The following is a 25,304-nucleotide window of genomic DNA, read 5'->3' as shown; positions in this document are numbered from 1 at the left end:
TGTCTATAGAGTTTGGTTTTCTATGTCTTGTCTTAAATGTTCCAACACCCCATCCTCAATCTGCATGTAGGGCTTCAACATAAACAGCGAATTCCCCAAAATATGAAAAAGGTATGCTTCAGAATTCACATCTTCGCCTTTAAGTAGGGAATAATTATGGGCCGAGGTAAAAAGCATAGACGATAAATACACAATCTGCTCGATCTGAGACTGTGACAACTTCATTTTCCCTTGCTTCACATAGCTTTCAAACAAACTGCGAAAACAGGCTTCTTTGTTAAGCAGGACCTGTTTAAAGCCGCGGCTAATACTGGGATACTTATCTAAAAGATCGGCGGGATTGTGATAGAAAAACCGAAACAAATGTACGCTTTCTAATAGCATGAGTTGGAAGTAAAAAAACTCTTCTACTGTCAGCTCGGCATGATTAGTTGAATTAAGTAATTTGGTAACGCGCTCCTTAAACATATCGAACAGCGCATGAACGATTACTTCTTTTCCTTTGTAGTGATAGTACAAATTACCGGGGCTAATATCTAACTCGACCGCAATATCAACACAACTTACATTTGCTTCTCCGTGCTGATTAAACAGCGCCAGTGAAGTCAACAAAATACGTTCGGCGGTTTTCATTTTGGAGATAATCCTCCCACTAGGTATTAACCGTAGATATTGCAAACGAGTACGAGCTTCTGAATCATATGCTATTCGGAAGGGTAATGCTATTTCTCTATGGAATTTTCTACCCTAAATTGACTACAATCAGCTACGAACAACATCATTATCAAAACGGCATTGATTCATGTTGATTAATCATGCGATAAATGCAAGCAAACGTTGCGACTTGGAAAATTTATGATCAGAGTGCTATTCAATAAAAAAGGCGGGGTGGGTAAATCCAGCTTGGCAGTAAACTTAGCGGCGATCTCAGCGTCGAAAGGTCATAATACCCTGCTAATCGACCTCGACACTCAGTGCAACTCGACCCACTACTTAAATATACCTGACACCAAAAGAGACGACACCATCGCAGGCTTGTTTGAGCAAACGATTACTTTTCATCTACGTCGTAAACCTGCCCATGAATTTGCTGTCGATACTGGCTATGAAAACCTATCGATGATTCCCGGGTCTCCGCACTTAGCGGATATTGAAAACGAGCTAGATAGTCGACACAAAATTTATAAACTACGAGATGCTCTTCAAGAAGCAACTGAACAGTATTCACGTATTTATATCGACACGCCACCAGCGTTGAACTTTTACAGTCTATCTGCGTTAATTGCCGCTAATTCTGTATTAATTCCCATCGATTGTGACGATTTTGCGATTCAAGGATTGTTTAACCTTCAGCAGCACATTCGGGAAATCCAAGAAGATCATAATCCTGATCTCACCGTAGAAGGCATTATTGCCAATCAATATTTAAGCACCGCCAAACTACCTAATCAAATTATCCAATCTTTGATAAACGAAGGGCATCCAGTTATTCCAACCTATGTAGCTCAATCGGTGAAAATGCGGGAGTCGCATCAGGTAAGAAAGCCTTTATTGCACATGGCACCGAAGCACAAAATATCTCAAAGCCTAATGGCTATTTACGAATACCTAGAACAGTAAGCAGCCTAAATCGATTAAACAAAAACAAAGGTAATTTGGAAAAACCCTGCTGCCATCCCCAAAAAGGCTCCTGTGACAATGAGTTTCCACTCATCAGCTTGATAGGCAGGGCGCAACACGCCTTCAAATTCTTCTGGTGTTAATTCCTGCATTTTCTGGCATAGATCATCACCAATGCATAACGCATTATTGGCATAATCAAAGGCATAAGATAAATAACTTTCGGAGCTTTCAAACAAACGTCGAGTGGCCAGAGCCTTCATCTTATAATAGTTCTCGGAACCCACTCCCAAAGCAAAATACGGTTGTGCGACGGCAACATAGCGTTCAATAGCATCGTTAACATGCAGCTCCACCAACTCCAACAAATTCTTTGAACCGGAACCATGCAACACAATATCAGTGATGTTCTTGGAATTAAGCAGCTTTTCATCAATGATGTCGGAATACACTCTTGCCACTTCTTTTTGTCGCTTCAAAAACATGCCTTGAAGCGTAAACGGGCCGATTTTTATTGGATGTTTCGGCTCAAATATAATTTTGATAGCAATCCAATTTGTCGCATAACCAACGATTAAACCACCCAAAGGTAGAATCCACCAAAGCTGGTAAAAGTGCCAAATAAACATCGTTGGTAAACCAAATAAGAAGCCGAAATATAACCCGGAGCGCTCAATAAACGGGAACTCTTTAGAACCCGCTTTCAAGAAAATTTCATTGATCAGCTCTGGTTTATCAACGAGTTGCTTTACAACCAACTCTTTAATATCGAGGATTTCCGTCACATTATGCTGAAAATCAGAGATGGTTTTCTGCACCACATTAGGAATGTCCCACTCTATACGTTTGTATACGAGATTTTTGCCATGAATGGGTAATGCAGCCCACAGGGTAGGAGCGGCCTCTTGCATGATGTCATCAACAAGTTTACGAATCACTTGCTTTAAACGTCGCTGAATATTTGTGGTGAGTTCTTGTGGATCAAGTCGCGCGGCAATCTCTTGAACACTTAGCAACTTGCCAAGAACAAGCTCGACTTCTATTTCCGCCATTTCTTGACGTTTTTTGGGAATGAGCCCCTGCCAACCGAGGAAAGGTTTGATGCCAATAAACTCTATGGGATAGAACATCATCTTTACTGCCAGATAATTGGTAAACCAACCGACGAAAGCACTAATTAGCGGAATCGCTAGAAGTAAAAGGTGTTCAGATGTTATTTCCATATTGAGTTTTAACTTAGCGCGTTGGAATTATTCTTATGGTTTTAGGTCCAAATACCTCAAATGGAAGCTTTCGGAACCAAGTTATTCGTTCAGGCTAACCACAGAAGTTAGAATGGTCAATCTAAAACCCGATTTTCACGACGTGTTTCCACTCACTTAATAGAATTTAAGTATTGGATAAGGTAGCGGCAAAGTGGTAATTTACAACTTCATTACAAATTCTCGGTATTTTATTTTACCGTAAATAAGCACTCTGAAAACCAAAAACTTTGCAATCTTGGTAGCAGATTCTAAAAAAAAGCTGTCTCATTGAAGTAACAAGAAACCAATGTGTGTAGGTGCCTATGTCCTTATCATCCAAGTTAGTTCAAATTGAAAGAGCTATCCATAATGCGGATACATACGAGGAATTTTACGAAGCGAGCCTTGAGCACGACATGTTGTCGGGTGCTAACGATTGGAAGGCTGAAGATAGTGCAAGAGAATATGACTACAAACTTATCCGTAAACGCCTTGAACGACTCAAGGTAGCTAAAGCTCACGGGGACCCCAGCGGCCTAATGTCAGTTTTGCATGAAGGTATTCATGGCAATTTGGGTAATATCGCGAATCCCGAGATGAACCATTATTCTCGAGTTGGCACAAAATACCTAATTGAAGCTTTTATTGATCAAGTCTGCGATGCGCTTAGCTCTATTTATCATGCTGATGAAAACGAAGTCGATTTTTATGAAAAACTATCGTTCTTTGAAGAAACCTATCATTCCTATGGCAGTAGTTGCTTGATGCTAAGTGGCGGTGCAGGATTAGGCTTCTTTCATGCGGGAGTTATTAAATCGTTAGCTGAACATCATTTACTTCCTAATGTTATCAGTGGCGCAAGTGCGGGCTCTATCATTACTGCAATGGTTGGAACAAGAAGTGATGATGAGCTCACTCAAGAAATTTCCGCTGAAAATATTTATGATAAATTCAAACGCTGGTGCGTATGGCAAGGCACTAAAAGCAACGGCTTATTGAACAGCACTAATTTAGAAAATGCGCTAATTGAAATGTTTGGTACTATGACATTTGAGGAAGCCTATAACAGAACTGGTCGTAAAATCACCATAACAGTGTCGCCTTCCAATTTGCACCAAACATCGCGCTTACTAAATGCGAAAACATCGCCTAATGCCATTATTACTATGGCGGTACGCGCATCAACGGCGATTCCGATGTTTTTCTCTCCGGTTCAGCTAAAAGCAAAAAATCAAGATGGTAAAATCGTCCCTTACATTCCAAATAGAAAATTTTGTGATGGCTCGATTATGGCCGACATGCCATTTGATCGCTTAGCGCGTTTATACGGCGTAAACCATAGTATTGTTAGTCAAACTAACCCATTAGCTGTGCCGTTTTTGTCTCGTAGTAAACGTCACTCTACGGATATTTTCTCCAAAACGAAACGTCATTTAGCGGGACTTGTGAAGGCCAACAGTATCTTTGCGTTCGATATTCTGGAGGATCTGGTCGCTAATGAAAGCATGAAGCTCGGCATCCACAAAATTCGTTCAATCATCGACCAGCAATACGTGGGGGATATTAATATTCTGCCTCGACGCAGCATAAATAATGCGATGCACGTATTTGCCAATCCCACTCTCGAAGGCATTCAAGACTTAATAAAAACCGCTGAAAAAGCCACTTGGCCTCAGTTGGATCTTATCAAACGGAATACCAAAATAAGTAAGACATTCCGCAAATATCTTAAGCTGCTAAAGAAACGAGAAGAACAATTGCTATCCGGTCAACCCGGTCTTCGCTTAGTTCAAAACCAATAAAACAAGTTCAGGGCGTGGCGTAAACGCCCTTTTCACAATCCACTTTTGTCTCATAGCCGTTATACTTATTCGCTAAATGTGATATTACTTCTGTACTCGTAGCCTAAATGCCATCAGACCGATTTAAAAATTTAACAATCAACTCTCAAATGATGACGAAATAGGGTAAAAAATAAAAAAGCAGAAGTTTGGAGTTTGAGTATTAACCACAAAAACTGGCTGATGATAAAACAATATAATTTATGTTAGGAAGGAGCACAGTGTCTTTACCTCTGTATAAAAAGCTGAATGTGTTATTTCGAATTGAGCCGGGTTGCTTAGGTCCCGATGGAATTGACCACGTAGAAGAGTTTTGTGCTTACGCCAAAAAGTCTGTTGCTCAACTGGATTCAGGTTATATTCGCTGGGTGATTACTCCTCGTTACGACAAAACTTTGCCAGAAATGGAGTACAAAGTGAGAAACAAGTCGCTGTCTCAAGAACGAGCATCCCAGTATTTAGCTTCGCTAGATAAAAACTTGGATGAATTTGAGGAGAATTTACAAGAAAAACTCGCCGAACTAATCGACGAGTATCTAGGACGTTAAGAACCTTACTGCGTATTAAGGCTATTCTTACTCAGAGTCGGTCTTGTTCTGCGAAGCACTGGCATTTGTCGACGAGCTTTTCGTCTGAGTCGTTTTACTTTGAGTTGTTCTGCGAGTAGCTGGCTTGGATGCAGTTTTTGCCGTTGTGCTCTTGGTGTCGCGCTCTGCGGATTTCGTTGCAGATGACGAAGCGGTGCTTTTCGTACTAGAAGTGCGTTTACTTGCGGCACTGCTGGTTCTTTTGCGAGCGGTTGTTTTTGCTACTGGCTTATCTTCTTTGGTATCGGCCTTCTCAGCCGACTTACCTGCAGTAGTAGAAGTTTCTTTTGCCGCTTTTTCTTCAGCTTTCTTTTGAATCAGCTTATCAATGACGCGAGATAAATCGTCCAATTTATGTGATAGCGCATCCAGTTCACTTGTATAAGGGTCATTTGCAAGACCTAAACGCTGCCTGATTTGGGCAATCCGCTTTTCTTTCACAAGCTGGAGTTTGTCTTTTTTCTCTAAATCCTGTTCAACGGCTTCACCACGGATCAGCAGTTCGTTAACAAACTCATTAACGCCCTCCATAAAATTATCGAGTTTATGCACTGCATAGTCTTTACTCAAACCAACAATACCCAATCCAGCCATAAAAAACTGACGACCAGTTTCTTCAATTTCTTTTACCGTTTTCATAAACGTCCCCCGATGTATCCGACATGAAATAGAGAAAGGGCAACCGAAGTTGCCCTAAAAAGTAATTACGGGATTACTTTTCTGCTGATAATTTAGCGACAGCAGTGGTTAAAGCATCAATTTTTGCTGAAAGTTCCGCGATTTTTTCGTCATTGCTTTGCTTATCTAAACCAAGTTTAGAGCGCACTTCTGCAACACGAGATTCAATGTTGGTTTTTTCCTTAATTTTACCTTTCGCTTCGCCTTCAAGTTGTTCACCTTTTGTAACTAATTCGTTGAACATCTTACCCGCTTCAGTATTAAGCTTTTCATACTGACCTTGTACTTCATCAAAGCTTTTACCGTAAGCACCTAAACCTGCTAACCAGATTTTACGTGCAAATTCTTCTGCGGTAGATACTTTACTTTTAATCGCGTCTAACTTAGTCATGGCATTGCCCTCTTAAAGATTTTTGAATGTGTTCCACTCTGTGGTGTTATGGGTACAGACTAATCAAAGGAATTAGAAACCGCATACTAAGTTTGAAAAAAATTAAGAATTTTTGAAGATCGAGGAAGGAAAAGTGACAAGGCTGGCAGTTTTACCAGCCTGAAAAGATTAATCAGCGATCCCCTTGGGTAATTGATCACGAATTTCAGACCACACACGACCACTATCAATGCCGTATTGACGCACTAGCTGCGCTACACTTTCGTGGTCTTTGGCTTTAGCTAGTTCAGAAAGGGAGTGGTAATAAGCTCTGCCTATGTCTCTCGACTTTTCAAAAGAAAAGTAAAAGCTACCGATACGAGAATATAACCCCTTAAACCCATTCATCATTAATATAAATACTGGGTTTCGAGACAACAAGGCAAGGTCATGAGTGATTTTATAATCGTACTCAGCGAAAGCTTTGCCTTCATTCGGTACTTTTTCATAATCTTTCAGTAACGCCACTACCTTTTCCGGCGAACTTTTTATTGCGACGCGGATAAACACAGCAATCACGTACGTTCTTGCAGCCAATAAATTATCGACAAGCTCTGGAATTCCCTCCTCATCCAACCTCGCCAATGTTTCTAAGATGTTAAGTCCACATGTCTCCCAGAAATTGTTGACTTTAGTTGGTTTGCCGTGCTGAATAGTTAGCCATCCATCGCGTGCTAACCTTTGCAAAACTTCTCTTAGTGTTGTTCTTGTAACACCAATGAGTTCAGAGAGTTCACGTTCTGCTGGTAAGATGGTTCCAGGGGGGAAACGCCCGCTCCATATTGACTCAACAATATACTCCTCTGCAAATCCAGCAGGACTTTGCGCTTTGTAAATCATCTAGCTGCTCACATGCTTATTTTTATTAGTGGAAATCGACTTCCAGGACTGTGCTTATAGAATTTGTAGACCTGAATAATAACACTTCCTTCACTACAAACCCGAATCTTTCTTTCAGAGATTTTTGTAACTTACCTCACATGACGAATTTAAGCATACTTTTAATACATTTTTTTCAAACTATTAACTTATAGATCACATTTTTATTAATTATAACTAAACCTTTGACACATTGAATATTAGAGATTTAAAATGTGTCATTTTCTTACCTAGCATGGAAGGGTTAAGCAAACAAAAAATTAGCTATTCACTGTTTTTAGAGGTATTTTTGCTAGTCTATAATAGATAGACCTTTGTCTTTATGATTACATAAGGTGTAAAAAACTAATGCAACAAACCATGACCCAGGCGATTTATAATAACTTCCTCGGAAACGCTCCTGACTGGTACAAAAAAGCCATTATTGGTTTTCTCGTTATAAATCCCTTCATATTTACAATGAATCCCTACCTTGCTGGTTGGGCTCTCGTACTACAGTTTATCTTTACGCTTGCAATGGCTCTGAAGTGCTACCCATTGCAGCCTGGTGGCCTACTCCTAATTGAAGCTGTATTCATTGGCATGACCTCACCTGATTTAGTTATGCATGAGGTGCAAGTTAATTTAGAAGTTATTTTGCTACTGATATTTATGGTGGCGGGTATCTTCTTTATGAAGGACCTTTTATTGTTCGGCTTTACCAAGCTATTAACTCGACTGAAAAGCAAACTCCTTTTATCTCTAGCCTTTACCATTACAGCCGCAGTCTTATCCGCCTTCTTAGATGCGCTAACCGTTGTGGCCGTTATTATCACTGTGGCAACTGGCTTCTACTCCATCTACCACAAGGTAGCTTCCGGTAAAGAATACCATCACGAACATGATCATACTGAAGATGAACATTTACATCACTTAACCCGTCAAGACTTAGAAGATTTCCGAGGCTTCTTACGTAACTTAATGATGCACGCCTCGATAGGTACAGCGTTAGGCGGCGTTATGACCATGGTAGGTGAACCACAGAACTTAATCATTGCCCAGAAAGCAAACTGGGATTTCATCGAGTTCTTTATTCGAATGAGCCCTGTCACCATCCCTGTTTTTGTTTTTGGACTGATTACCACAGTCCTGTTAGAAAAGTTTAGACTCTTTACCTACGGTGCTCAATTGCCTGAAAACGTAAGAGCTATCTTAGATGAATATGATCGCCACCTTGATGACAAACGTACCACTCGCGATAACGCCAAATTGGCTGTCCAAGCAATTGTGGCAGTTTGGCTAGTCATTGGGTTAGGTCTACACCTTGCTGCGGTAGGCTTAATCGGCTTGACCGTTATCGTACTTGCGACTGCCTTTACTGGGATTGTTGAAGAACACCAAATTGGTCACGCTTTTGAAGAAGCGCTTCCTTTTACAGCGCTACTCGTTGTCTTCTTTGGTGTGGTTGCCGTTATCATTCAACAACAGTTGTTTACGCCTGTTATAGATTGGGTATTAACCTATGAAGGCAAAACCCAAATGATGCTGTTCTACTTAGCCAATGGCTTGCTTTCAATGGTGAGTGATAACGTCTTCGTGGGTTCGGTATACATTACGGAAGTAGGCGCGGCATTAGAGCATGGTTCGATTACCCGCGACCAATTCGACATGTTAGCCGTTGCAATTAACACTGGTACTAACTTACCAAGCGTTGCCACACCAAACGGACAAGCAGCCTTCTTGTTCATGCTAACGTCTGCTTTAGCACCTCTGCTTCGCTTATCTTACGGTAAGATGGTTTATATGGCTTTACCTTACACAATCGTATTAACCATCGTTGGTTTGGCCTCGGTTTATTTAAACCTTTATGGCATGACTGAATGGTTCTACGATATGCACTGGATTAACCACCACACTGCCAATTTAGGCACGGCTCCATCACACTAATCCATTATGTTGTGGCAAGTTGATACACTCTATCGCTTGCCACACTTTTCCAGTTATTCAAACATTCTTATCACACGATCTCGTCAGAAATTTTCGTATATGGCACCCATTGCATTAACCTCTAATACTCTGTCAAGCGGGCAGCTTAATTGAAATACTTCTAATAGATTTAGATAGTCATAAACCCTTCTAAATATGTGACTGCTTTGCCTAAAGTTAAAACTCTTTCTCCAAAATCTTTACATTGAAGCTCACCAACTCCGGCTGACAGTTGTCGAGCAAGCATAGATTTTTTCCAAGCCTTTGGCTCCAATGAGGGATGAGTGAGGTTAAATAATCAACAAGCAAGCTTTTACATTAGTCGGTGTCGCGCCTCTGAACCGTGAAAGTAGCGATAATAGCTTGTGATAGAAAGATAGTGGTTATCTTAAACTCGATGCTCAGAGACGGAGTAATGTGGGAAGCGTCAACGGCTCAAGCTTAGCTATTGACGCCATAATGTCTTGTTATAGACCCATTACATTTTAGATTTTTTTATTTATGTTATGACACATCTTTAACCTCAATAAGGTTACTGTGTGTTTTTTCGTCATCAATTAATCCATCGATTTTTCTCATGTTTTCGAGCTGGGCTTGGAGTTGCAATGAAAGCTTGCTCAGCTGAGTAGCAGAGAGGGAAGTTTCTTCTGCAGACGCTGCCGTGGAATGAGTCACCTCATCAATTTCTGACACCCCCTGATTTACCTGACTCAATCCCGTCGCTTGACTTTGCGATGCATCATCTATTTCTTTGATGGTGCCGGAGACTGCTTCTACGTGCTTAACAATCTTGCTCAATGCACTCACACATTTTTGTGATATCGAATTTCCCCTTTCAACATTTTCCACTGATGATTGAATATACTGCGCTGACTCCTTAGCGGCTTTTGTACTGCGCTCAGCAAGCGTTCTTACTTCATCTGCGACCACTGCAAAACCGCGACCCATTTCGCCTGCACGAGCGGCCTCAATGGAAGCATTAAGTGCAAGTAAATTAGTTTGGGATGCTATATCGTCAATCACATTAAGAATATCGCTAATCGCTTCACTTGAACGATTAATTTCCTGCATTGCTTGTTCAAGTTCTTTTATTCCATCGGAGGCCACAGTCGCAGCTTGCTGCGCCTCAGATGAGACCGCACTAGCCTTTGATGCTCGCTTGGCGTTGTCATTGGCCTGAGCAAGAATCTCATTGAGCGAGTTGCCGATTTGAGAAATGGAAGCGGCTTGCTGATTTGACCCTAATGTCAGAGCATGGCTAGCAATATTGAGCTCATTTGCCCCTGCCGTTAGGTTCTCACTAATGTCATCCACATCTTTGTAAACTGCTTTTAGCGCGACTTTTTCTGATATTTCCTGCACGTATTCAACATGGCCTATCTTGTTGCCATTTAATCCTTTGATGTAAAAAGCATCCACTCGAAATTCCTTATCCCACTGATTAAATAAAGTAACAGGCTTACCTTTTCTTAAACAGTTCACACCACAGTCTTCGGTATTACAGATCTTCGCCCCCCAGTTTGAACAGTGCTGTCCGAGTACATCTTCGCGTGTTACGCCTAGAGGCTCGGTAGCCGCTCGATTGACAAACGTCCATTTCATATCCATATCAGTGACAGAGAGAGGATTTGGAATAGTATCGAGAACCTGTTCATAAAAGTTGAATTTCTCTTTTGCCCAATGATCCATTTTAATCAAGCAGCCGAGCGACCCAATCATTGCTGCAACCAAAATCAGAAAATTCACATTTTCTATGGAGAATAGCAAGGCAACAGCCATAGATACGATATTGACACCTAGCGCCAAATGATAGTATTTTTTCACGCCCTTTCCTCTTGAAGCTCTACCAAAACTCATAAAACCTAAAACTGGAAATTTTCGGCCTCATGGTGCTTCTATCAGAACAGATTGGTTATCCATAATGCATAACTCTCCCTCAGAATAGATCTTGTAAAAAACGCTAATTTACAACACCCTGAAATTCAGGAAGAAAATCACTCTGCGGCTTACTTTTTCAATAGTTTTGTATTTAATAGTAGTCCATTTTTACAGCAAATCGACTAGGGGGCGTATACGTATACATGACATTTATATAACGCTTTACTACGAACTCTCGGCATGCCTACTTTTCAAAACACAGCCAAAACTAAGTGATTGAAAATTTGATCAATATTAGCGATAAGTTCAAAGCACTTCAGCCCACACATGAAAAACACATATTTGGCGCAGATCAAGTGCTATATCCAGCTTGTGACTTAAAGCTCGCTAACTATATCTTCGATGAAGCAAGTGGGATATGACAAAACATTTTTCACTTTAGTTTAACTTTATGACAAGTCTTCTCTCTCACGAATTTGTGGGAGATTCCCCCCTAAAGAGGTGCTAGCATATTGCTAACGGCAAAAAAGCAAATCGATTAAGACCCAACAAGCAAATTCAGCGCAAGCGGTGTTTGCTTTTGTTTTAACAGCTTCGCATTCTTTTACAACAACAATAAGAGCATCATTATGATCCGTACTTTAGCTCAACTTACTGAAAATAAGTCCGCTTGGGGAGTTTTGTTCTTCTCCGCTCTCTGCCTTGAATTAAGCGCGCTTTACTTCCAATACGGTATGGGATTGGAACCTTGCATCATGTGTATCTATCAACGTACTGCTGTGCTGGGAGTGCTACTATCTGGCCTTCTCGTGTACCTTATCAATAACACGCTGACTCGCCTACTTGGTTTTATCGGCTGGGGAGTGTCGGCAATTTGGGGGTTATTTATCGCGATTGAGCATGTCGACATTCAAACAGCAGCCAATCCTTTTTTCGTCACTTGTGAAATTGTACCGAACTTTCCTGTTCCACTGCATGACTGGGTTCCTGCCTTTTTCGCTGCAACGGGAGACTGTGGCGATATAGATTGGTCATTTCTTTCATTGAGTATGCCACAGTGGATGATTGTGATTTTTGGCGCGTATAGCCTTGTATTTATTGGTGTATTACTTTGTAGATTGATATCGCATCATAGAGTGTAGGTAAGTGACTTTAACTCTCTACACTTTCACTATATCAGCCTATTTTGTATAGCCTGCTTTGGAAAGCGCGATGAAGGTTAATCTTCATCGCCCAAAGGCCACGTCACGATATAATCCTCAAATTGCTCCAAGTCGACATCGTGCTCATAAACAGTTTTACCACGAACTGACATGCCTTCTTTGTGCATTTTGCTCTTTGCCCCCCGGTGAAGCAGCGGATGCCAAGAAGGAATTCCACGGCCCTCATGCAACCGTCGATAAGTGCAACTAGGCGGCATAAAGAAAATGCTATCAAGGTTTTCTCTGGTTAAACGCACACAATCTGGCACAAGCGTTGTTCTGTCCTGATACCGTGTACAACTACAGGTTTTGGTATTCAATAATCCACAAACAATATTGGTGAAATGAATCTGCTCACCATCTTCAATGCGATCGGTTGGTGCTTGTTCGTCTACATCATCATCTTCAATAAATTTATGCAAACAACACTTGCCGCAACCATCACAAAGGGACTCCCATTCTTCTCGGGTCATTTCGTGGAGATCTTTGGTCTCCCAAAAACGTTCATCGTGCATCGCTTTTACCTAAACACTACTCAACTTGGGTTTTAATATTGAGCAATTCGTTTTGTTGATAACATAAACGTGCTGCTAACTTGTCTCCAACCAACAACGGACCAACACCTTTTGGTGTTCCTGTCATCACAACGTCACCCGGCAGTAAACTGAAACAAGACAGTATCTCCCGAATAAGTGCAAAACAAGGATGCATCATATTGGCAGTGTGCCCACTTTGACGCACGTTATCATTAACCTTCAATTCAAAATGCAAATCTTGTAAATCAGTATCAACATTAAACCGAACAAAGGGAGAAAGAGGACAACTTGCATCAAACGATTTTGCTCGCTCCCAAGGATGACCTTTACTTTTTAATTCAGACTGCTTATCTCTTAAAGTAAGATCAAGCCCTAAGCCAAGGCCGCCCACGGCATCTAAGAGCTCGGTATCACTATATAACTGACCAGATATCAATGGTTGTGTGATCAGCAACGCCACTTCCAGTTCATTGTGGCAAGTGCTAGACGTAGGAATCCCCACAGGAGAACACATATCCACACATGCTGTATTAGGCTTAATAAACAGCAAAGGCTCATCGGGGATAGCGTTATTCAGTTCTGCGATGTGATCGGCATAATTACGCCCCACACAGACGACTTTACCTACCGGCAAATCTAGTGGTGCATTTTCCAAAAATTGATGAGAATAGGACATAAATCGCTTCTGAAAGAGGTGAATGAAAATTGAGCAACCTAATTAATGTTTCGGCGCATTCTCAGCTGCATCCGCAGCATTTTGCTTTTCCAGCTCCAAATCGGCTTTTTGCATAGCTTTATGCATTGCGAGCATATCTTCTTCTGATTTGGATAGTTGTAAATAAAACCCCTTTTCTTTGAGGTCGGATAAAACCGTTTCAATATCTGCACCAGCAAGCTTTTTCTGTTTACTCAAATTAAGCGTCATAACCAAAACAGGCTTACCAAATGTATCCATTAAAGCATCAGGAACCCGAGAAAAGTCCCCGGCTTTTTCAATATATAGATAGGTGTCGTGTTTACGTGTACTTTTATAGATGGAACTCAACATAAAAGGGTCGCCAAAATATCAATTTCTGAGTTCGCGCAGTATACCTAAGTTACGCTATTCAGGCGACGTTCGTGTTAAAAACGCCATCAACTCATCGTACACGATATGCTTACGCCAACCTGTCGCTAAATCGGGCAAGAGACCACTGGCTTCAAATTCATTTGGCGTGAACCAATGCCACTTCAGCAATTGATTAATTTGATTTTTCGACGCTAAGAGTTCGGGCTTGATGTTGTCTGACTCTGATTTCTTCAGGCAAATTTCTCTTAGTGCATGAAGGGTTTTCTTGTAACCCGACACATCGGGTAAACGCTTCACTTTTGTTGGATACGCGGACTCATCAGAATCCAGAGCCTGTTTCACTAAAGCAATGATTTCATCGCCGTACAAACGTAGTTCCTTGCCACTTAAGCACCCTAGGTTAGCCAAAGTACGCTTATCTGTTGGACAATTTCTGGCAATGTCGAGCACACTCGTTTCTCGAATAATAAAGTTTAACGCCATATCTTGCTCTCGCGCTTTATCCAAACGCCAACCGGCAATTAACTTCAGCGCCATCAGTGATTTCCCACTTAATTGCCAGTTATTTTTAATCGTCAGATAGGCATAATCGCTAGGCAGTCCATGACGCTTTTTCAAAGCCAATTGCGCCATTTCGTCAAATACCCATTGGGTTCGTTGACATTCATCAGTTTTAGCTTTCAACAGTGGATAAAGTTGATACAAATACTCAACATCGTTCGCGGCATATTGTAACTGTTCAGCACTTAGCGGGCGCTGCAACCAATCGGTTCTGGACTCGCCTTTATCCAACGCCACATCGAGGAAATCAGCGACTAATTTGGCATAGCCAAGTGAAGCGCCAAACCCAAGTAAGCCCGCTGCAAATTGGGTATCAAATAGAGGCGTGGGAACCGTTTTGAAGTAACATAAAAAGACTTCCATATCCTCTGAGCATGAATGCAGCACTTTTACAGTGGCTTCATTTTCCAATAATTGGATAAACGGCTGCCAATCGTTAATTTCAAGGGGATCAATTAACGACAAATGCGTGCCGTCAAATAACTGGATAAGTCCTAATTTAGGGTAGTAAGTTCGAGTTCTGACAAACTCAGTATCAAGTGCGACAAAAGAGGCGTTCAGCGCGGATTTACAAACCGCATTGAACGCGTCCTGAGAGTTAATAAATTGGAATTGCATAGCATTGTGATTAATCGGAGTATACGCCTTAGCGCAACTCACGACGAAGAATCTTTCCTACATTGGTTTTCGGTAATTCTTCTCTAAACTCGATTATTTTCGGTACTTTATAACCAGTTAAATGTTTACGACAGTGTTCGATAACTTGCTTATCCGTCAGGTCATTGCCTTTTCTAACAATAAACAGTTTCACAACTTCTCCTGAAACATCATGTGGAATACCTACGGCCGCTGCTTCAACCACTTCATCCATCATCGCAGCCACTTCTTCAATCTCGTTAGGGAAGACGTTAAAGCCTGAAACCAGAATCATATCTTTTTTACGGTCGACAATATAGAAGAAACCTTCTTCGTCGCACTTGGCCACATCCCCAGTTGCCAACCAACCGTCTTTTAATATTTCTTCCGTTGCTTCTTGACGATTCAAGTACCCTTTCATCACTTGAGGTCCACGAACGTACATTTCACCCGATTCGCCGAGTGGCACTTCGTTTCCATCATCATCTATCAAGCGAATATCGGTTGAAGGAACGGGGATACCGATGGAGCCTTTATATTCTTTCAGATTAGTCGGATTAACAGTTACTACGGGGCTACATTCAGTCAAACCATAACCTTCTAATAATGGCTTGCCTGTTACCGCATGCCACCTTTCCGCAACCGGACGTTGAACCGCAGCCCCGCCGCCCAACGCTAATTTGAATTTAGAGAAATCTAATTCCTTAAATCCAGGTGTATTCAGTAAGCCATTAAATAAAGTGTTAACACCAAATAAAATAGTAAATGGGTTATTCGATAACTCTTTAACGAAACCGGGGAGATCCCTTGGATTGGTAATAAGCAGGTTTTCACAACCATACTTTAAAAAAGTGAGGCAATTAGCGGTAAGCGCGAAGATATGATACAGCGGTAACGCCGTCACTATCATGTCTTTGCCTTCTACGACGACAAGCTCCAATAAGCCAGACACTTGTTCTAAATTGCTTACCATATTGCGATGCGTCAACATCGCCCCTTTGGATACCCCCGTTGTTCCGCCGGTATATTGTAAAAATGCTAAGTCTTCACCAGTAAGTTCCGGGCGCTTATAGCTTTGCTTCTGCCCTTCAGATAGTGCGGATTGAAAAGTTTTACGGCTTGGCAGGTTAAAATCGGGAACCATCTTTTTAACTTTTTTGACCACAAAGTTAACAATCCAACGCTTTGGAATCGGTAACATGTCGCCAATTTGTGTCGTAATCACCAAGTTAGTCGGTGTTTCCGCAATGACCTCTGCTAGTGTATGAGCAAAATTTTCAACAATAATAATCGCTTTGGCACCGGAATCGTTGAGTTGGTGTTTTAATTCACGATTGGTATACATCGGGTTTACATTGACCACCGTCATACCTGCTCGTAACACACCAAATAACGCAATGGGATATTGCAAAAGGTTCGGCATCATAATAGCAACGGCATCGCCTTTTTTAAGACCACTATTTTGCAGGTAGGCAGCAAAGTTTTTGCTTAGACGATCAAGTTCATTGAATGTCAGTTTCTGGTCCATGTTGAGGAATGCCACTTTATCCCCGTATTTGGCAACCGACTCCTCAAAAACATGCATGAGAGAAGCATATCCATCTGGGTTGATCTCTTCCGATATACCTTCTTCATAATTCTTAAGCCAGATTTTTTCCACTCTTATTTGCTCCCAGATATTTTTAATTATGCTCTTAGCGGTAATATTTTTATCAGATCCGATGTTTTCGTTAGGATAGTATCGAATGGCACAAGAAAGTTAAATGCAAATTAATATTCATTGAAAATATTTTCATCATTCGCACAATAATTAACCTACTTTTAACACCTTGTTAAAGAATGCAAGCATAGCCTCCGATACTAACTCCGGGGAATCCATATGAACATGATGTCCCCCTTCGAATTCTGCGGTATGAAAATCCTGAATTAAATGTGCATCCTTTTCCTGAGCATCCCTCAATTCGGTAAACCCTTGCTTCCCTAAAATGGAGAGTGTTGGGCATGTTATTGCAGATAGAAATGCTTTCGCTTGATTTTCCGTTAAGCGTAAAGGCGACAATGTTCGCAAGCGAGGATCGGTTCGCCAACTAAACATGCCATTTTGTTCTTTTACGTTTCGCTGCATCAATAACTCGGCTGATGCCGTATTCATTTTTCCCGCAGCCAAACGTGCCTGAACCGCCATTTCAAAAGAACTCGGGTGATGAACAGCCTTACTGGCAACAGCATGACGACTCTTAATTGCATCATGAAGTTGTTGAGGACTCGTTTCTTCACCTTTTGTTAGGGGACCAAACGCTTCTACCATAACTAAAGCTCGGACGTGTTCAGGGAAAGACGCAGCATAAATACTGGCTAAAATGCCCCCCATTGAATGCCCAAGTAAAATAACATCCTGCCAACCTTGCTGTTGAATTAGCGCATTCATATCAAAGATATTATCGAGAAAGTGATAGTGTCCCCCTTTGGGCCTTGGCTCAGATAACCCATGACCGGCATAATCCACCGCAACAATATGATAATCATTTAAACGCTCAGCAAGAGGAATGAAACTTGCCGCGTTATCTAACCAACCATGTGTCGCTAGTACGACAGGTTTGTTTGCATTACCGAAGGATAAGCCTTCCAATTTTATATGATCTAATTGAAACGAAACGTTTTTCATTTTTAAATCTCTTGAACACAAAAAAGCGGCAAATGTTTGCCGCTTCAACCTTCAAAACAGGTAACAGTTTGCCACCTACGGAATGTTTTTGCCGCCCTTTGCCGCCTTTTTCAACGCTGGTCGAGGATCGACATTGGGTGTTTTATTAACAGGCGGCTTTTTAGGTTTTGCCGCTGGCTGATTGACAGATGAATTGGAACTTGCATCATTGGAATAGCGGTAATGATCATGTTTGATACGAATAGTGTGTTGCTGTGTATAGAACGGCGTTCCATACCAACCATCCCAATAACGACGACCATACCAACCACCATAATATGGATAAGGCCAAACAGAAACTGATGTTACATCAATTCGATCAATGTCTTCCCATAAATAGTAGCCCTTCGCCTTTAGGGTTGGGAAAATGTATTGATGTTCACCAACCATTCCTTCTTCGACTCCCTGAACGACACCGGAAAAGGTCATACTGCGCCCCTTTTGGTAAACCATTGGATCTAAAAATCCGTCAACATAAACTCGGAAACGACCAATACTTTCTTTGCCTAACAACGGACGTCCGTAACTTCTCAACGGATAAAAAACCATTTCCACCATCGTGGCATCTTTTAAATTTTGAATTTGTGCAACCACTCCGCCCCACTGAGCTAATTGGTCTTTAGCTCGTTCAGGTTCCGAGGCGACTTGTTCATAACTAACGGTTGGCGTATCAGGCGGTAATTGGACAGACTCAGGGAAGCTAGCACAACCTGATAATAGAAGAACGCCAGCTAACATAACAGTGCGTAAAAACATGACAACCTCAATCTTAATGTAAGATAACCGACCAAAGTGCGTCAGCCATTAAAATCAGTATTAACTGATGGAGTGAATCTTGACTGAACCGGATGGCTTTACGGTCAATACGCGATAATAAAAACATTCGCAAGGGTTTAAATAAACTCGCGGTTACTGTATCAAAAACCGTAACTAGACGTAAGTGTCGACGCCCATTAACGCTTGAATTTCTGCTCGTCGTGCTTCTTTATCTAAGCTTTGATAAGCGGAAATAGCTTGCTGCGCGCGCGCGTCTTTCGGCTCTCTAAATGTTTCGTTGAAGGATTGCTTTTCGCGGAATTTTTCTGCTTGTTCGAAAACTTGATTATTACCCGAGCGAATGACGGTTTGTGTTTTCGGCAGTTCGGTATTTTTGCGTTGCTCTTGTTGCTGGCGAGTGTCAACCTCCTTCTGTGGTTCTCTAACCGGAGGATTACTAATAATAGCGTTTTGTGATGCGACTACAGAGGATTCTATTTCCACTTAGTGACCAGCTCTAAATCGATTCTTCTTGAATAATCTACGTCACTAGCCACAGCAAAATTTATACCACTTCTATCTGCCGGGCAGCTTTTTCCACGTCACTTCATCACGAACATAGACGGGTTGAATCTCATCAATTGCCAATACCTCACCCTTTTCAGCTAACGTTTTAGCGATGGGCAACATGTACTCAGCATCAGGAAGCTGCACAACGGAGGATTGTTGAAAAGGCGCTGTTTCACCTGATAAAAGCTGAGGATACGATTCCCAGCCAGTACCAACACTAACAAAAGAGGTTTGTTTATCTTTCACAAACGCCTCAAGTAATGCACAGGCTTTTTCAGGCGACAACACAGCTTCCTCATTGACTAGCTGCGCTACACCACTGGCATCTTTAGTGTAAAGTGCAAAATAAACTTCACCCATTCTGGCGTCGATAGCAGATGCCACATAATGAGTATCATGCGTAGCAAACGCTTGCTGTGCCATCGTTGCTAACGTCGACACCGCGACCACAGGCAACGATGCTGACATAGCCAACCCCTGAACTACCCCCGTCGCAATCCTCACTCCCGTGAACGACCCCGGTCCGCGACCAAACGCAAGGTAATGCAATTGCGCTACATCCAGTTTAGCCTGAGATAACAAATTATCCACCATGGGTAGAATCAACTGGCTATGTTTTTGCGGTGCGACTTGATATTCCTTCAATGTCTCATCCTTTGTTACAAGGGCGGCAGAACACGCTTCAGTTGCGGTTTCAATAGCAAGGATATTCATTAGTAAGGTATGTCCTTCAAAAAGCTCAACACGCCGTTTAAGTCTCGAGTGCGTTTCATATTCGGTAAACTGCGCAGGAAAATATCACCATATTCTTTGGAAACCAACCGATTGTCACAGATGACTAACACTCCTTTGTCTTTTTGGTCACGAATCAACCTGCCGGCGCCCTGTTTCAGAGTAATAACCGCTTGCGGTATTTGTAAGGTCGCAAAGGGATTGACCCCAGCTTTTCGACAATTCTCGGTTCTGGCCTGCAATAACGGATCATCTGGGGAAGCAAAAGGTAATTTATCAATCATCACACAGGTCAAGTCGTTGCCACGCACATCAACCCCTTCCCAGAACGAACCTGTCGCGCACAATACAGCATCTTTTTCTTGGATATATCGGTCTAATAGTCGACGTTTACTGGTTTCACCTTGTACAAGAATTGGATTATCCACCGCTTCTTCTAATAATTCTGCCACCGTGCGCATCATGTAATGACTGGTAAACAGCAAAAAGCAACGCCCTCTGCTAGCGGCAATCAGCTTTTTACCTACATCACACAAAAAGCGTCCCATTTCTTTATGATTCGGTGCCGGTAAGTAACGAGGCACACATAACAACGCTTGATTAGGATAATCGAAAGGGCTGGGCAAAATCATTTCTTGTGTGTCTTCTAGCCCCAACTGACGCTTAAAATGTTTAAAGTCATTATTAACGCTAATGGTGGCTGAGGTGAAAACCCACGTCCGAGAAGGTTCAGTGACAATCGCATTAAAACGTTTAGCAATGCTTAGCGGTGTGAGATGTAAGATGATGTGCTTTTGCGTGGTTTCGTACCAAAGGCTGACTCCGGGGTGTTCCGTTTCATTTAGACGTGTAAACAGTGTGCGTAATTCGGTGGTGCGCTCAAACATCTGATCTAAGGCTTTCTCCCTTCCGAGATGCACTTTTACCACTTCATACAATACATCGAAGCCATCCTGAATTTTACCAATCTGTTCAGCAATGTCGTCGCGCTCTTGCGCATCCCGCCAATTGCCTTTCTGCGGAGATGCAGGCATTAGAATCCGCAAGTCTGCCGTTAATAAATATAATTTATTTGCGGCCTTGGTAAGTTGATCCGCATCTTTTAACACCGTCCTTTGCAGCATTTCGATGTCTTTACATAACTCTTGGATTTGCCTACTCGACACTGACTCCCCAAAGTATTCAGTGGCAATATCAGGCACCTGATGTGCTTCATCAAAGACAATGCAATCAGCTTCCGGCACTAATTCACCAAAACCAGTGTCTTTGAGTGCCAGATCAGCAAAAAATAAATGATGATTTACGACAATGAGATCCGCTTCTAACGCCTCTTTTCGCGCTTTCACCAAATAACATGCTTCGTAATCTGGGCAATCGCGGCCAAGGCAATTATCAACGGTAGAAGTCACATAAGGGAGCACCGCTGCCCCTTCTTGAATGCTATCAAGTTCGCCAACGTCCCCCATCTTGGTGGAATTAGCCCATTCTTTAACTAAATTCAGTTCGGTTAAGGTTTGCTTGTCGTAAAAAGTATTGCCATGACTGTGCTGACGTAGCCTAAACAAACATAGATAATTTGAACGCCCTTTTAGTAAAGCGGTTTTTTTGTGAGATCCCAACGCCTTTTTCACTAGCGGTAAATCGCGGTGATAAAGCTGCTCTTGAAGGTTTTTTGTCCCTGTTGAAACAATGGCCTTTTTCTGGGATGCAAATAGCGGCGTTAGGTAAGCAAAGGTTTTCCCAGTGCCCGTTCCGGCTTCGACCAACAAAGTTTGCTGCTTCTTTATGGCTGTTTCTACAGCCAACGCCATATCAATTTGCGGTTGGCGTGGAAGGAAGCCGCTGATAGCCTTCGCGAGAGGGCCTTCAGCGGAAAAAATATCGTTAACGTTTCGCATCAAACTGACTAAATGATTCTTTAAATAAAGATTAGGTAATTGATGCTATTCCTGAAAGTAGTACCCAGCTTGCGAAGAAAAGTTTTAGATTTGTTGCTGAGAAAAATAACACCACGCGTTTTGCAATAACCCCTCCAATGACTGCGCCTAGTCCTGCACAAGCAACAATGGGCCAAAAGATATGGTTACTGACGAATGTATGATACATAACTCCGCTCCAAACTGAAAACGCTGTGAGTATGACAGCACATGCAATGGCAAATGGTGCATCGAATCTGCGAAAAATAAGATAGATGGCAACTAACTCCCCGACCCCTACCGATAACCATGCGGTAATCACACCACCAACTAAGCAAATAATAGGTAACAGAGCTTTATCAAGTTGCGTTAATTGTGTGCGATTGCTACCACTTTTTAAAATAGGAATAGTGGCATACAAAGCAAAAGCCAAAATAATCGAGAACACTCCGAAGGTCATATTTAAACCTTGAGGTGCTCCAAACTCTAAAAATTGAGCAGCAACTAAGCCAATAATAGAGAATGGAATGGTGTACAACAGAATGTTGAATAACGACGACCATTTCTCGTCATTTTGTCGCTCTTTTCGATAGTGGGAAAACCACGTTATCGAGCCTGATGTCATGCCAAAGCACTGAATACCAAAGCTAGTGGCAACAATCGTAGTTTGCTCAAATTGCAGTTGTGAAAAAAACGGCACAAAAACAACACCACCACCGGCACCAGTTGCATTCGCAAAAATTGCCGCCAATACACCAACAAAAGCGTAGGCACCATATTCTAGGAATAGTGCAATAGGCTCTGCGCTGAAGAATATGACCACAGTCAACCAGCACAAAAAGAGCAATATACGCCATTGAACCAAGGTTAAACTAGATAGTTTCATACCATCATCACCTAAAAAGACGTTGAAGAAATACCACATTCACGACTAAAAATAAGCGCGTGATACTAACACAAGAATATAAAATAAGTCCCTTTATTTTACCTTCAATTCATTAATGGATTGAGTAAAGGATTACCCACTCCTAAGATTCGTGTATGATGCGAACAACTCAGAGTTGACCTTCAGATAGGCTTCCCATTCAGGAGAGATGGATGAACTTGCTTAAATCCTTTTTTATTACCAGCTTTATTACCTTTACCAACATCACTTCAGTTTATGCTATTTACCAGCTTTTTGTGTCCCCAAACAGCTTGTTATGGGTCGGCGTACTACTTAGTGCAGGGCCTTTCGCAGTCATGATCAATGCGTGGCTTGTGATGGAAAGCCAAGCGCGAACCTCTGGAAATTTAGCCGTACTCAATATACTCGCTATTATTGGCGTGGTATTAACAACGTGGCAAGCAACATCACAAAGCATAAGCACATTCGCACCAACACTATCATTGATTGTTTGGGTTGGCTTACTTATCTATATTTTCTGGTACTCTCGCTTTGGGAAGCGGGAAAACGCGACTTTTGCAGTAGGAAAAACGCTGCCCGACATTACACTGACCGACAAAGACGGTAACAAAGTTAACTTTAACGACAAAACAGGAAAAACGAGCATTCTAATGTTCTTTAGAGGTAACTGGTGCCCTTTATGCGTCGCACAAGTAAAAGAAATGGTCAGCCTTTATCAAGAACTTGATAATATGGGCGTTCGAGTGGCCCTTATTTCACCTCAGTCAGAGAAGCAAACGCAAATTCTAGCAGACAAATTCAAGGTGAACTTTGAGTTTTATTCTGACTTAAATAATCAAGCCGCTAAAAAACTGGGAATTGATAGCCCAAATGGCTTACCGATGGGACTTCAGGTCATGGGTTACGATAGCGACACGGTATTACCAACCGTCATTATTACTGACGAAAACAATACTGTACTTTGGTCCCATGAAACCGATAATTATCGCGTTCGCCCAGAACCCGAATTATTTATTAAAGTGCTCCGCGAGCTAAAAGCATAACGTCAACATAAGTAACGCAGGAAAAACGATGACGGAAAATACACAGTTTGATTTCGTATTATTTGGTGCCACCAGCTTCGTTGGTAAAATCATCTGCGAATACATGGTTAATACCTATTCAGAAGATGAAGTGAAATGGGCTATTGCTGGCCGCTCTAAAAGTAAAATTTCAGAGCTTAAATCTGAGTTAGGAAGTAAAGCTTCAGATATTCCAGAGATCATTGCCGATTCCAACGATGAAACTAGCTTGCAATCGCTTTGTGCGCAAACAAAGGTAGTGGTTTCCACTGTGGGGCCGTACGCCCTTTACGGTGAGGCATTGGTAAAAGTATGTGCTGAAACAGGAACGGATTATTGCGACCTAACCGGTGAAGCGCATTGGATTGGTGCCATGATAAAAAAATATCACACCACAGCTCAAGCCTCTGGCGCTCGTATTGTGAATAGTTGTGGCTTCGACTCCATCCCATCCGATTTAGGCGTGCTTTTCCTTCAAGAGAAAAGCCAAGAAGCCTTCAAAGAAGATTGTTACCGCATCAAGATGCGTGTTAAAGCAGCAAATGGCGGCTTTTCCGGCGGAACCGTTGCTAGCTTAATTAACGTAGTAAAAGAGGCATCTTCAAACCCGGGACTTCGCCGCGAATTATCAAACCCTTATGCCCTATGCGGCGACGGGCATCCATTCTTTGTTAGACAAGCAAGTAATAACAGCCCTAAATTTGATAGCGATTTCAAACGCTGGATTGCCCCCTTTGTCATGGCTGCCATTAATACACGCATCGTTCATCGGACCAATGCCTTGCTTGACGCTCGTTTTGGTAACAACTTCCAATATGACGAAGCAATGTTAATGAAATCAAAACGGGCGGCTAAAATGACGGGATTGGTTATGGGGTTGTTTATGCTTGGAGCATCCATGAAACCCACTCGCGCTTTGATGGAACGCTTCTTTTTACCGAAACCGGGGCAAGGGCCATCTAAAGAAGAACAAGAAAAGGGCTTCTTTAACCTACAGTTTTTTGGCGAAACCGCTAGCGGTAAGCAAATCCGTACAAAAGTGACTGGTGATCGGGACCCAGGTTATGGCTCAACAGCGAAAATGTTAGCAGAAACAGCTATCTTCTTCGCTAATTTGGAAAGTGAAAAAACCGGCGGATTCTGGACACCTGCAAGCCTATTTGGCATGGACCTAGTCAGCCGACTAGAAGATAAAGCCGGTCTCAAATTTGAAGTAATGCAATAGTATTTAGGTAAAGCCCTGAACTATCAATTAGCAAAACGCAAGGACGCGTGTTTGGCTTTGATGGTTAAAACGCTGAGGATATTTAGCTTAGCGAACTGAAAGTAAAGTGTAAAAGGAATCAGGAGAAATGGCGCGTGTGGAAGGATTCGAACCTCCGACCGCCTGGTTCGTAGCCAGGTACTCTATCCAGCTGAGCTACACACGCGCAGAAGATAATATTTACTTTTGAAAAATGGCGCGTGTGGAAGGATTCGAACCTCCGACCGCCTGGTTCGTAGCCAGGTACTCTATCCAGCTGAGCTACACA

General features: G+C 42.1%; 24 protein-coding genes and 1 tRNA gene. 7 read left to right on the top strand and 18 right to left on the bottom strand.

What is annotated here, in order from left to right; genetic code table 11:
• Positions 1-3: 3 nt before the first annotated feature.
• Complete coding sequence (locus HJG39_RS15550; protein WP_268410421.1) at positions 4-633, bottom strand: TetR/AcrR family transcriptional regulator; 630 nt, start codon at positions 631-633, stop codon at positions 4-6.
• Positions 634-855: 222 nt separating this feature from the next.
• On the opposite strand from HJG39_RS15550, the gene HJG39_RS15545 reads away from it, so the two are divergent.
• Positions 856-1,620, top strand: coding sequence for a ParA family protein (locus tag HJG39_RS15545; RefSeq protein WP_268410420.1), 765 nt, complete (start codon positions 856-858; stop codon positions 1,618-1,620).
• 14 nt (positions 1,621-1,634) lie between these two features.
• On the opposite strand, the gene HJG39_RS15540 is transcribed toward HJG39_RS15545, so the two are convergent.
• Complete coding sequence (locus HJG39_RS15540) at positions 1,635-2,843, bottom strand: DUF445 domain-containing protein (RefSeq protein WP_268410417.1); 1,209 nt, start codon at positions 2,841-2,843, stop codon at positions 1,635-1,637.
• A 344-nt stretch (positions 2,844-3,187) separates the two neighbouring features.
• Here HJG39_RS15540 and HJG39_RS15535 point away from each other — a divergent pair, with 344 nt between their 5' ends.
• Together HJG39_RS15535 and HJG39_RS15530 are read left to right on the top strand one after the other, a co-directional pair.
• The gene (locus HJG39_RS15535; protein WP_268410414.1) at positions 3,188-4,666 is read left to right on the top strand and encodes a DUF3336 domain-containing protein; all 1,479 of its coding nucleotides are present in this window, start codon (positions 3,188-3,190) and stop codon (positions 4,664-4,666) included.
• A 242-nt stretch (positions 4,667-4,908) separates the two neighbouring features.
• Positions 4,909-5,253, top strand: a complete 345-nt coding sequence (locus HJG39_RS15530) for a hypothetical protein (RefSeq protein WP_268410412.1) — start codon at positions 4,909-4,911, stop codon at positions 5,251-5,253.
• A gap of 27 nt (positions 5,254-5,280) precedes the next feature.
• Here HJG39_RS15530 and HJG39_RS15525 read toward each other — a convergent pair whose 3' ends face one another.
• From HJG39_RS15525 to fadR, 3 genes are all read right to left on the bottom strand, one after another.
• Positions 5,281-5,931, bottom strand: a complete 651-nt coding sequence (locus tag HJG39_RS15525) for a hypothetical protein (RefSeq protein WP_268410410.1) — start codon at positions 5,929-5,931, stop codon at positions 5,281-5,283.
• A 73-nt stretch (positions 5,932-6,004) separates the two neighbouring features.
• Positions 6,005-6,361 (bottom strand): phasin-related domain-containing protein, encoded by a 357-nt coding sequence (locus HJG39_RS15520; RefSeq protein WP_268410409.1) that lies wholly within the window; start codon positions 6,359-6,361, stop codon positions 6,005-6,007.
• Positions 6,362-6,529: 168 nt separating this feature from the next.
• Positions 6,530-7,240, bottom strand: coding sequence for a fatty acid metabolism transcriptional regulator FadR (gene fadR / locus HJG39_RS15515; protein WP_268410407.1), 711 nt, complete (start codon positions 7,238-7,240; stop codon positions 6,530-6,532).
• Between the two features lie 387 nt (positions 7,241-7,627).
• Here fadR and nhaB point away from each other — a divergent pair, with 387 nt between their 5' ends.
• Positions 7,628-9,205 (top strand): sodium/proton antiporter NhaB, encoded by a 1,578-nt coding sequence (gene nhaB / locus HJG39_RS15510; RefSeq protein ID WP_268410406.1) that lies wholly within the window; start codon positions 7,628-7,630, stop codon positions 9,203-9,205.
• Between the two features lie 543 nt (positions 9,206-9,748).
• Here nhaB and HJG39_RS15505 read toward each other — a convergent pair.
• On the bottom strand, positions 9,749-11,068 hold the full coding sequence (locus HJG39_RS15505) for a methyl-accepting chemotaxis protein (protein ID WP_268410404.1): 1,320 nt from the start codon (positions 11,066-11,068) through the stop codon (positions 9,749-9,751).
• A gap of 683 nt (positions 11,069-11,751) precedes the next feature.
• Here HJG39_RS15505 and dsbB point away from each other — a divergent pair.
• Complete coding sequence (gene dsbB, locus HJG39_RS15500) at positions 11,752-12,264, top strand: disulfide bond formation protein DsbB (RefSeq protein ID WP_268410402.1); 513 nt, start codon at positions 11,752-11,754, stop codon at positions 12,262-12,264.
• A gap of 77 nt (positions 12,265-12,341) precedes the next feature.
• Here the strand turns inward: dsbB and HJG39_RS15495 are convergent, their stop codons facing one another.
• The 11 genes from HJG39_RS15495 to HJG39_RS15445 all read right to left on the bottom strand — a co-directional run bounded on the left by HJG39_RS15495 (position 12,342) and on the right by HJG39_RS15445 (position 22,690).
• Positions 12,342-12,839 (bottom strand): YcgN family cysteine cluster protein, encoded by a 498-nt coding sequence (locus HJG39_RS15495; RefSeq protein ID WP_268410400.1) that lies wholly within the window; start codon positions 12,837-12,839, stop codon positions 12,342-12,344.
• 16 nt (positions 12,840-12,855) lie between these two features.
• Positions 12,856-13,536, bottom strand: coding sequence for a fumarylacetoacetate hydrolase family protein (locus HJG39_RS15490; RefSeq protein ID WP_268410398.1), 681 nt, complete (start codon positions 13,534-13,536; stop codon positions 12,856-12,858).
• Positions 13,537-13,578: 42 nt separating this feature from the next.
• Entirely contained in the window at positions 13,579-13,908 is a 330-nt protein-coding gene (locus tag HJG39_RS15485) for a YcgL domain-containing protein (RefSeq protein ID WP_268410396.1), read from the bottom strand.
• A 54-nt stretch (positions 13,909-13,962) separates the two neighbouring features.
• On the bottom strand, positions 13,963-15,150 hold the full coding sequence (gene rnd / locus HJG39_RS15480) for a ribonuclease D (RefSeq protein ID WP_268410394.1): 1,188 nt from the start codon (positions 15,148-15,150) through the stop codon (positions 13,963-13,965).
• Positions 15,137-16,786: a long-chain-fatty-acid--CoA ligase FadD gene (gene fadD, locus HJG39_RS15475; RefSeq protein WP_268410393.1), complete on the bottom strand. Its 1,650-nt coding sequence runs from the start codon at positions 16,784-16,786 to the stop codon at positions 15,137-15,139. Before fadD ends, rnd begins: the two co-directional genes overlap by 14 nt.
• 150 nt (positions 16,787-16,936) lie before the next feature.
• On the bottom strand, positions 16,937-17,791 hold the full coding sequence (locus HJG39_RS15470; RefSeq protein ID WP_268410391.1) for an alpha/beta fold hydrolase: 855 nt from the start codon (positions 17,789-17,791) through the stop codon (positions 16,937-16,939).
• A gap of 75 nt (positions 17,792-17,866) precedes the next feature.
• Positions 17,867-18,586, bottom strand: coding sequence for a Slp family lipoprotein (locus HJG39_RS15465; RefSeq protein WP_268410389.1), 720 nt, complete (start codon positions 18,584-18,586; stop codon positions 17,867-17,869).
• Between the two features lie 174 nt (positions 18,587-18,760).
• Entirely contained in the window at positions 18,761-19,090 is a 330-nt protein-coding gene (locus HJG39_RS15460) for a hypothetical protein (protein ID WP_268410387.1), read from the bottom strand.
• Between the two features lie 72 nt (positions 19,091-19,162).
• Positions 19,163-19,870, bottom strand: coding sequence for a tRNA (adenosine(37)-N6)-threonylcarbamoyltransferase complex dimerization subunit type 1 TsaB (tsaB, locus tag HJG39_RS15455; protein ID WP_268410385.1), 708 nt, complete (start codon positions 19,868-19,870; stop codon positions 19,163-19,165).
• Positions 19,870-21,786 carry an ATP-dependent DNA helicase gene (locus HJG39_RS15450; protein ID WP_268410382.1) on the bottom strand — a complete coding sequence of 639 codons (1,917 nt, stop codon included), beginning with the start codon at positions 21,784-21,786 and terminating at the stop codon, positions 19,870-19,872. The genes tsaB and HJG39_RS15450 overlap by 1 nt, the downstream gene beginning before the upstream one ends.
• A 31-nt stretch (positions 21,787-21,817) precedes the next feature.
• On the bottom strand, positions 21,818-22,690 hold the full coding sequence (locus HJG39_RS15445; RefSeq protein ID WP_268410381.1) for a sulfite exporter TauE/SafE family protein: 873 nt from the start codon (positions 22,688-22,690) through the stop codon (positions 21,818-21,820).
• Positions 22,691-22,902: 212 nt separating this feature from the next.
• Between HJG39_RS15445 and HJG39_RS15440 the strand changes: the two genes are divergently transcribed.
• Both HJG39_RS15440 and HJG39_RS15435 read left to right on the top strand, forming a co-directional pair.
• Positions 22,903-23,754, top strand: a complete 852-nt coding sequence (locus HJG39_RS15440) for a peroxiredoxin-like family protein (RefSeq protein WP_268410379.1) — start codon at positions 22,903-22,905, stop codon at positions 23,752-23,754.
• Positions 23,755-23,782: 28 nt separating this feature from the next.
• Positions 23,783-24,997 carry a saccharopine dehydrogenase family protein gene (locus tag HJG39_RS15435; RefSeq protein ID WP_268410377.1) on the top strand — a complete coding sequence of 405 codons (1,215 nt, stop codon included), beginning with the start codon at positions 23,783-23,785 and terminating at the stop codon, positions 24,995-24,997.
• Between the two features lie 128 nt (positions 24,998-25,125).
• On the opposite strand, the gene HJG39_RS15430 is transcribed toward HJG39_RS15435, so the two are convergent.
• Positions 25,126-25,202, bottom strand: a tRNA-Arg gene (locus HJG39_RS15430).
• Positions 25,203-25,304: the final 102 nt, after the last annotated feature.

This window comes from Alteromonas sp. a30 (assembly GCF_026788005.1).
Classification (GTDB): Bacteria; Pseudomonadota; Gammaproteobacteria; order Enterobacterales; family Alteromonadaceae; genus Paraneptunicella.
The sequence above is the reverse complement of the archived record's forward strand: the minus strand, read 5'-3'. Positions and strand labels throughout refer to the sequence as shown.

Coding starts and splice junctions, on each gene's coding strand:
- HJG39_RS15550 (WP_268410421.1), bottom strand. CDS start 633: ATGAAAACCGCCGAACGTATTTTGTTGACTTCACTGGCGCTGTTTAAT.
- HJG39_RS15545 (WP_268410420.1), top strand. CDS start 856: ATGATCAGAGTGCTATTCAATAAAAAAGGCGGGGTGGGTAAATCCAGC.
- HJG39_RS15540 (WP_268410417.1), bottom strand. CDS start 2,843: ATGGAAATAACATCTGAACACCTTTTACTTCTAGCGATTCCGCTAATT.
- HJG39_RS15535 (WP_268410414.1), top strand. CDS start 3,188: ATGTCCTTATCATCCAAGTTAGTTCAAATTGAAAGAGCTATCCATAAT.
- HJG39_RS15530 (WP_268410412.1), top strand. CDS start 4,909: ATGTTAGGAAGGAGCACAGTGTCTTTACCTCTGTATAAAAAGCTGAAT.
- HJG39_RS15525 (WP_268410410.1), bottom strand. CDS start 5,931: ATGAAAACGGTAAAAGAAATTGAAGAAACTGGTCGTCAGTTTTTTATG.
- HJG39_RS15520 (WP_268410409.1), bottom strand. CDS start 6,361: ATGACTAAGTTAGACGCGATTAAAAGTAAAGTATCTACCGCAGAAGAA.
- fadR (WP_268410407.1), bottom strand. CDS start 7,240: ATGATTTACAAAGCGCAAAGTCCTGCTGGATTTGCAGAGGAGTATATT.
- nhaB (WP_268410406.1), top strand. CDS start 7,628: ATGCAACAAACCATGACCCAGGCGATTTATAATAACTTCCTCGGAAAC.
- dsbB (WP_268410402.1), top strand. CDS start 11,752: ATGATCCGTACTTTAGCTCAACTTACTGAAAATAAGTCCGCTTGGGGA.
- HJG39_RS15495 (WP_268410400.1), bottom strand. CDS start 12,839: ATGCACGATGAACGTTTTTGGGAGACCAAAGATCTCCACGAAATGACC.
- HJG39_RS15490 (WP_268410398.1), bottom strand. CDS start 13,536: ATGTCCTATTCTCATCAATTTTTGGAAAATGCACCACTAGATTTGCCG.
- HJG39_RS15485 (WP_268410396.1), bottom strand. CDS start 13,908: ATGTTGAGTTCCATCTATAAAAGTACACGTAAACACGACACCTATCTA.
- HJG39_RS15470 (WP_268410391.1), bottom strand. CDS start 17,791: ATGAAAAACGTTTCGTTTCAATTAGATCATATAAAATTGGAAGGCTTA.
- HJG39_RS15465 (WP_268410389.1), bottom strand. CDS start 18,586: ATGTTTTTACGCACTGTTATGTTAGCTGGCGTTCTTCTATTATCAGGT.
- tsaB (WP_268410385.1), bottom strand. CDS start 19,870: ATGAATATCCTTGCTATTGAAACCGCAACTGAAGCGTGTTCTGCCGCC.
- HJG39_RS15450 (WP_268410382.1), bottom strand. CDS start 21,786: ATGCGAAACGTTAACGATATTTTTTCCGCTGAAGGCCCTCTCGCGAAG.
- HJG39_RS15445 (WP_268410381.1), bottom strand. CDS start 22,690: ATGAAACTATCTAGTTTAACCTTGGTTCAATGGCGTATATTGCTCTTT.
- HJG39_RS15440 (WP_268410379.1), top strand. CDS start 22,903: ATGAACTTGCTTAAATCCTTTTTTATTACCAGCTTTATTACCTTTACC.
- HJG39_RS15435 (WP_268410377.1), top strand. CDS start 23,783: ATGACGGAAAATACACAGTTTGATTTCGTATTATTTGGTGCCACCAGC.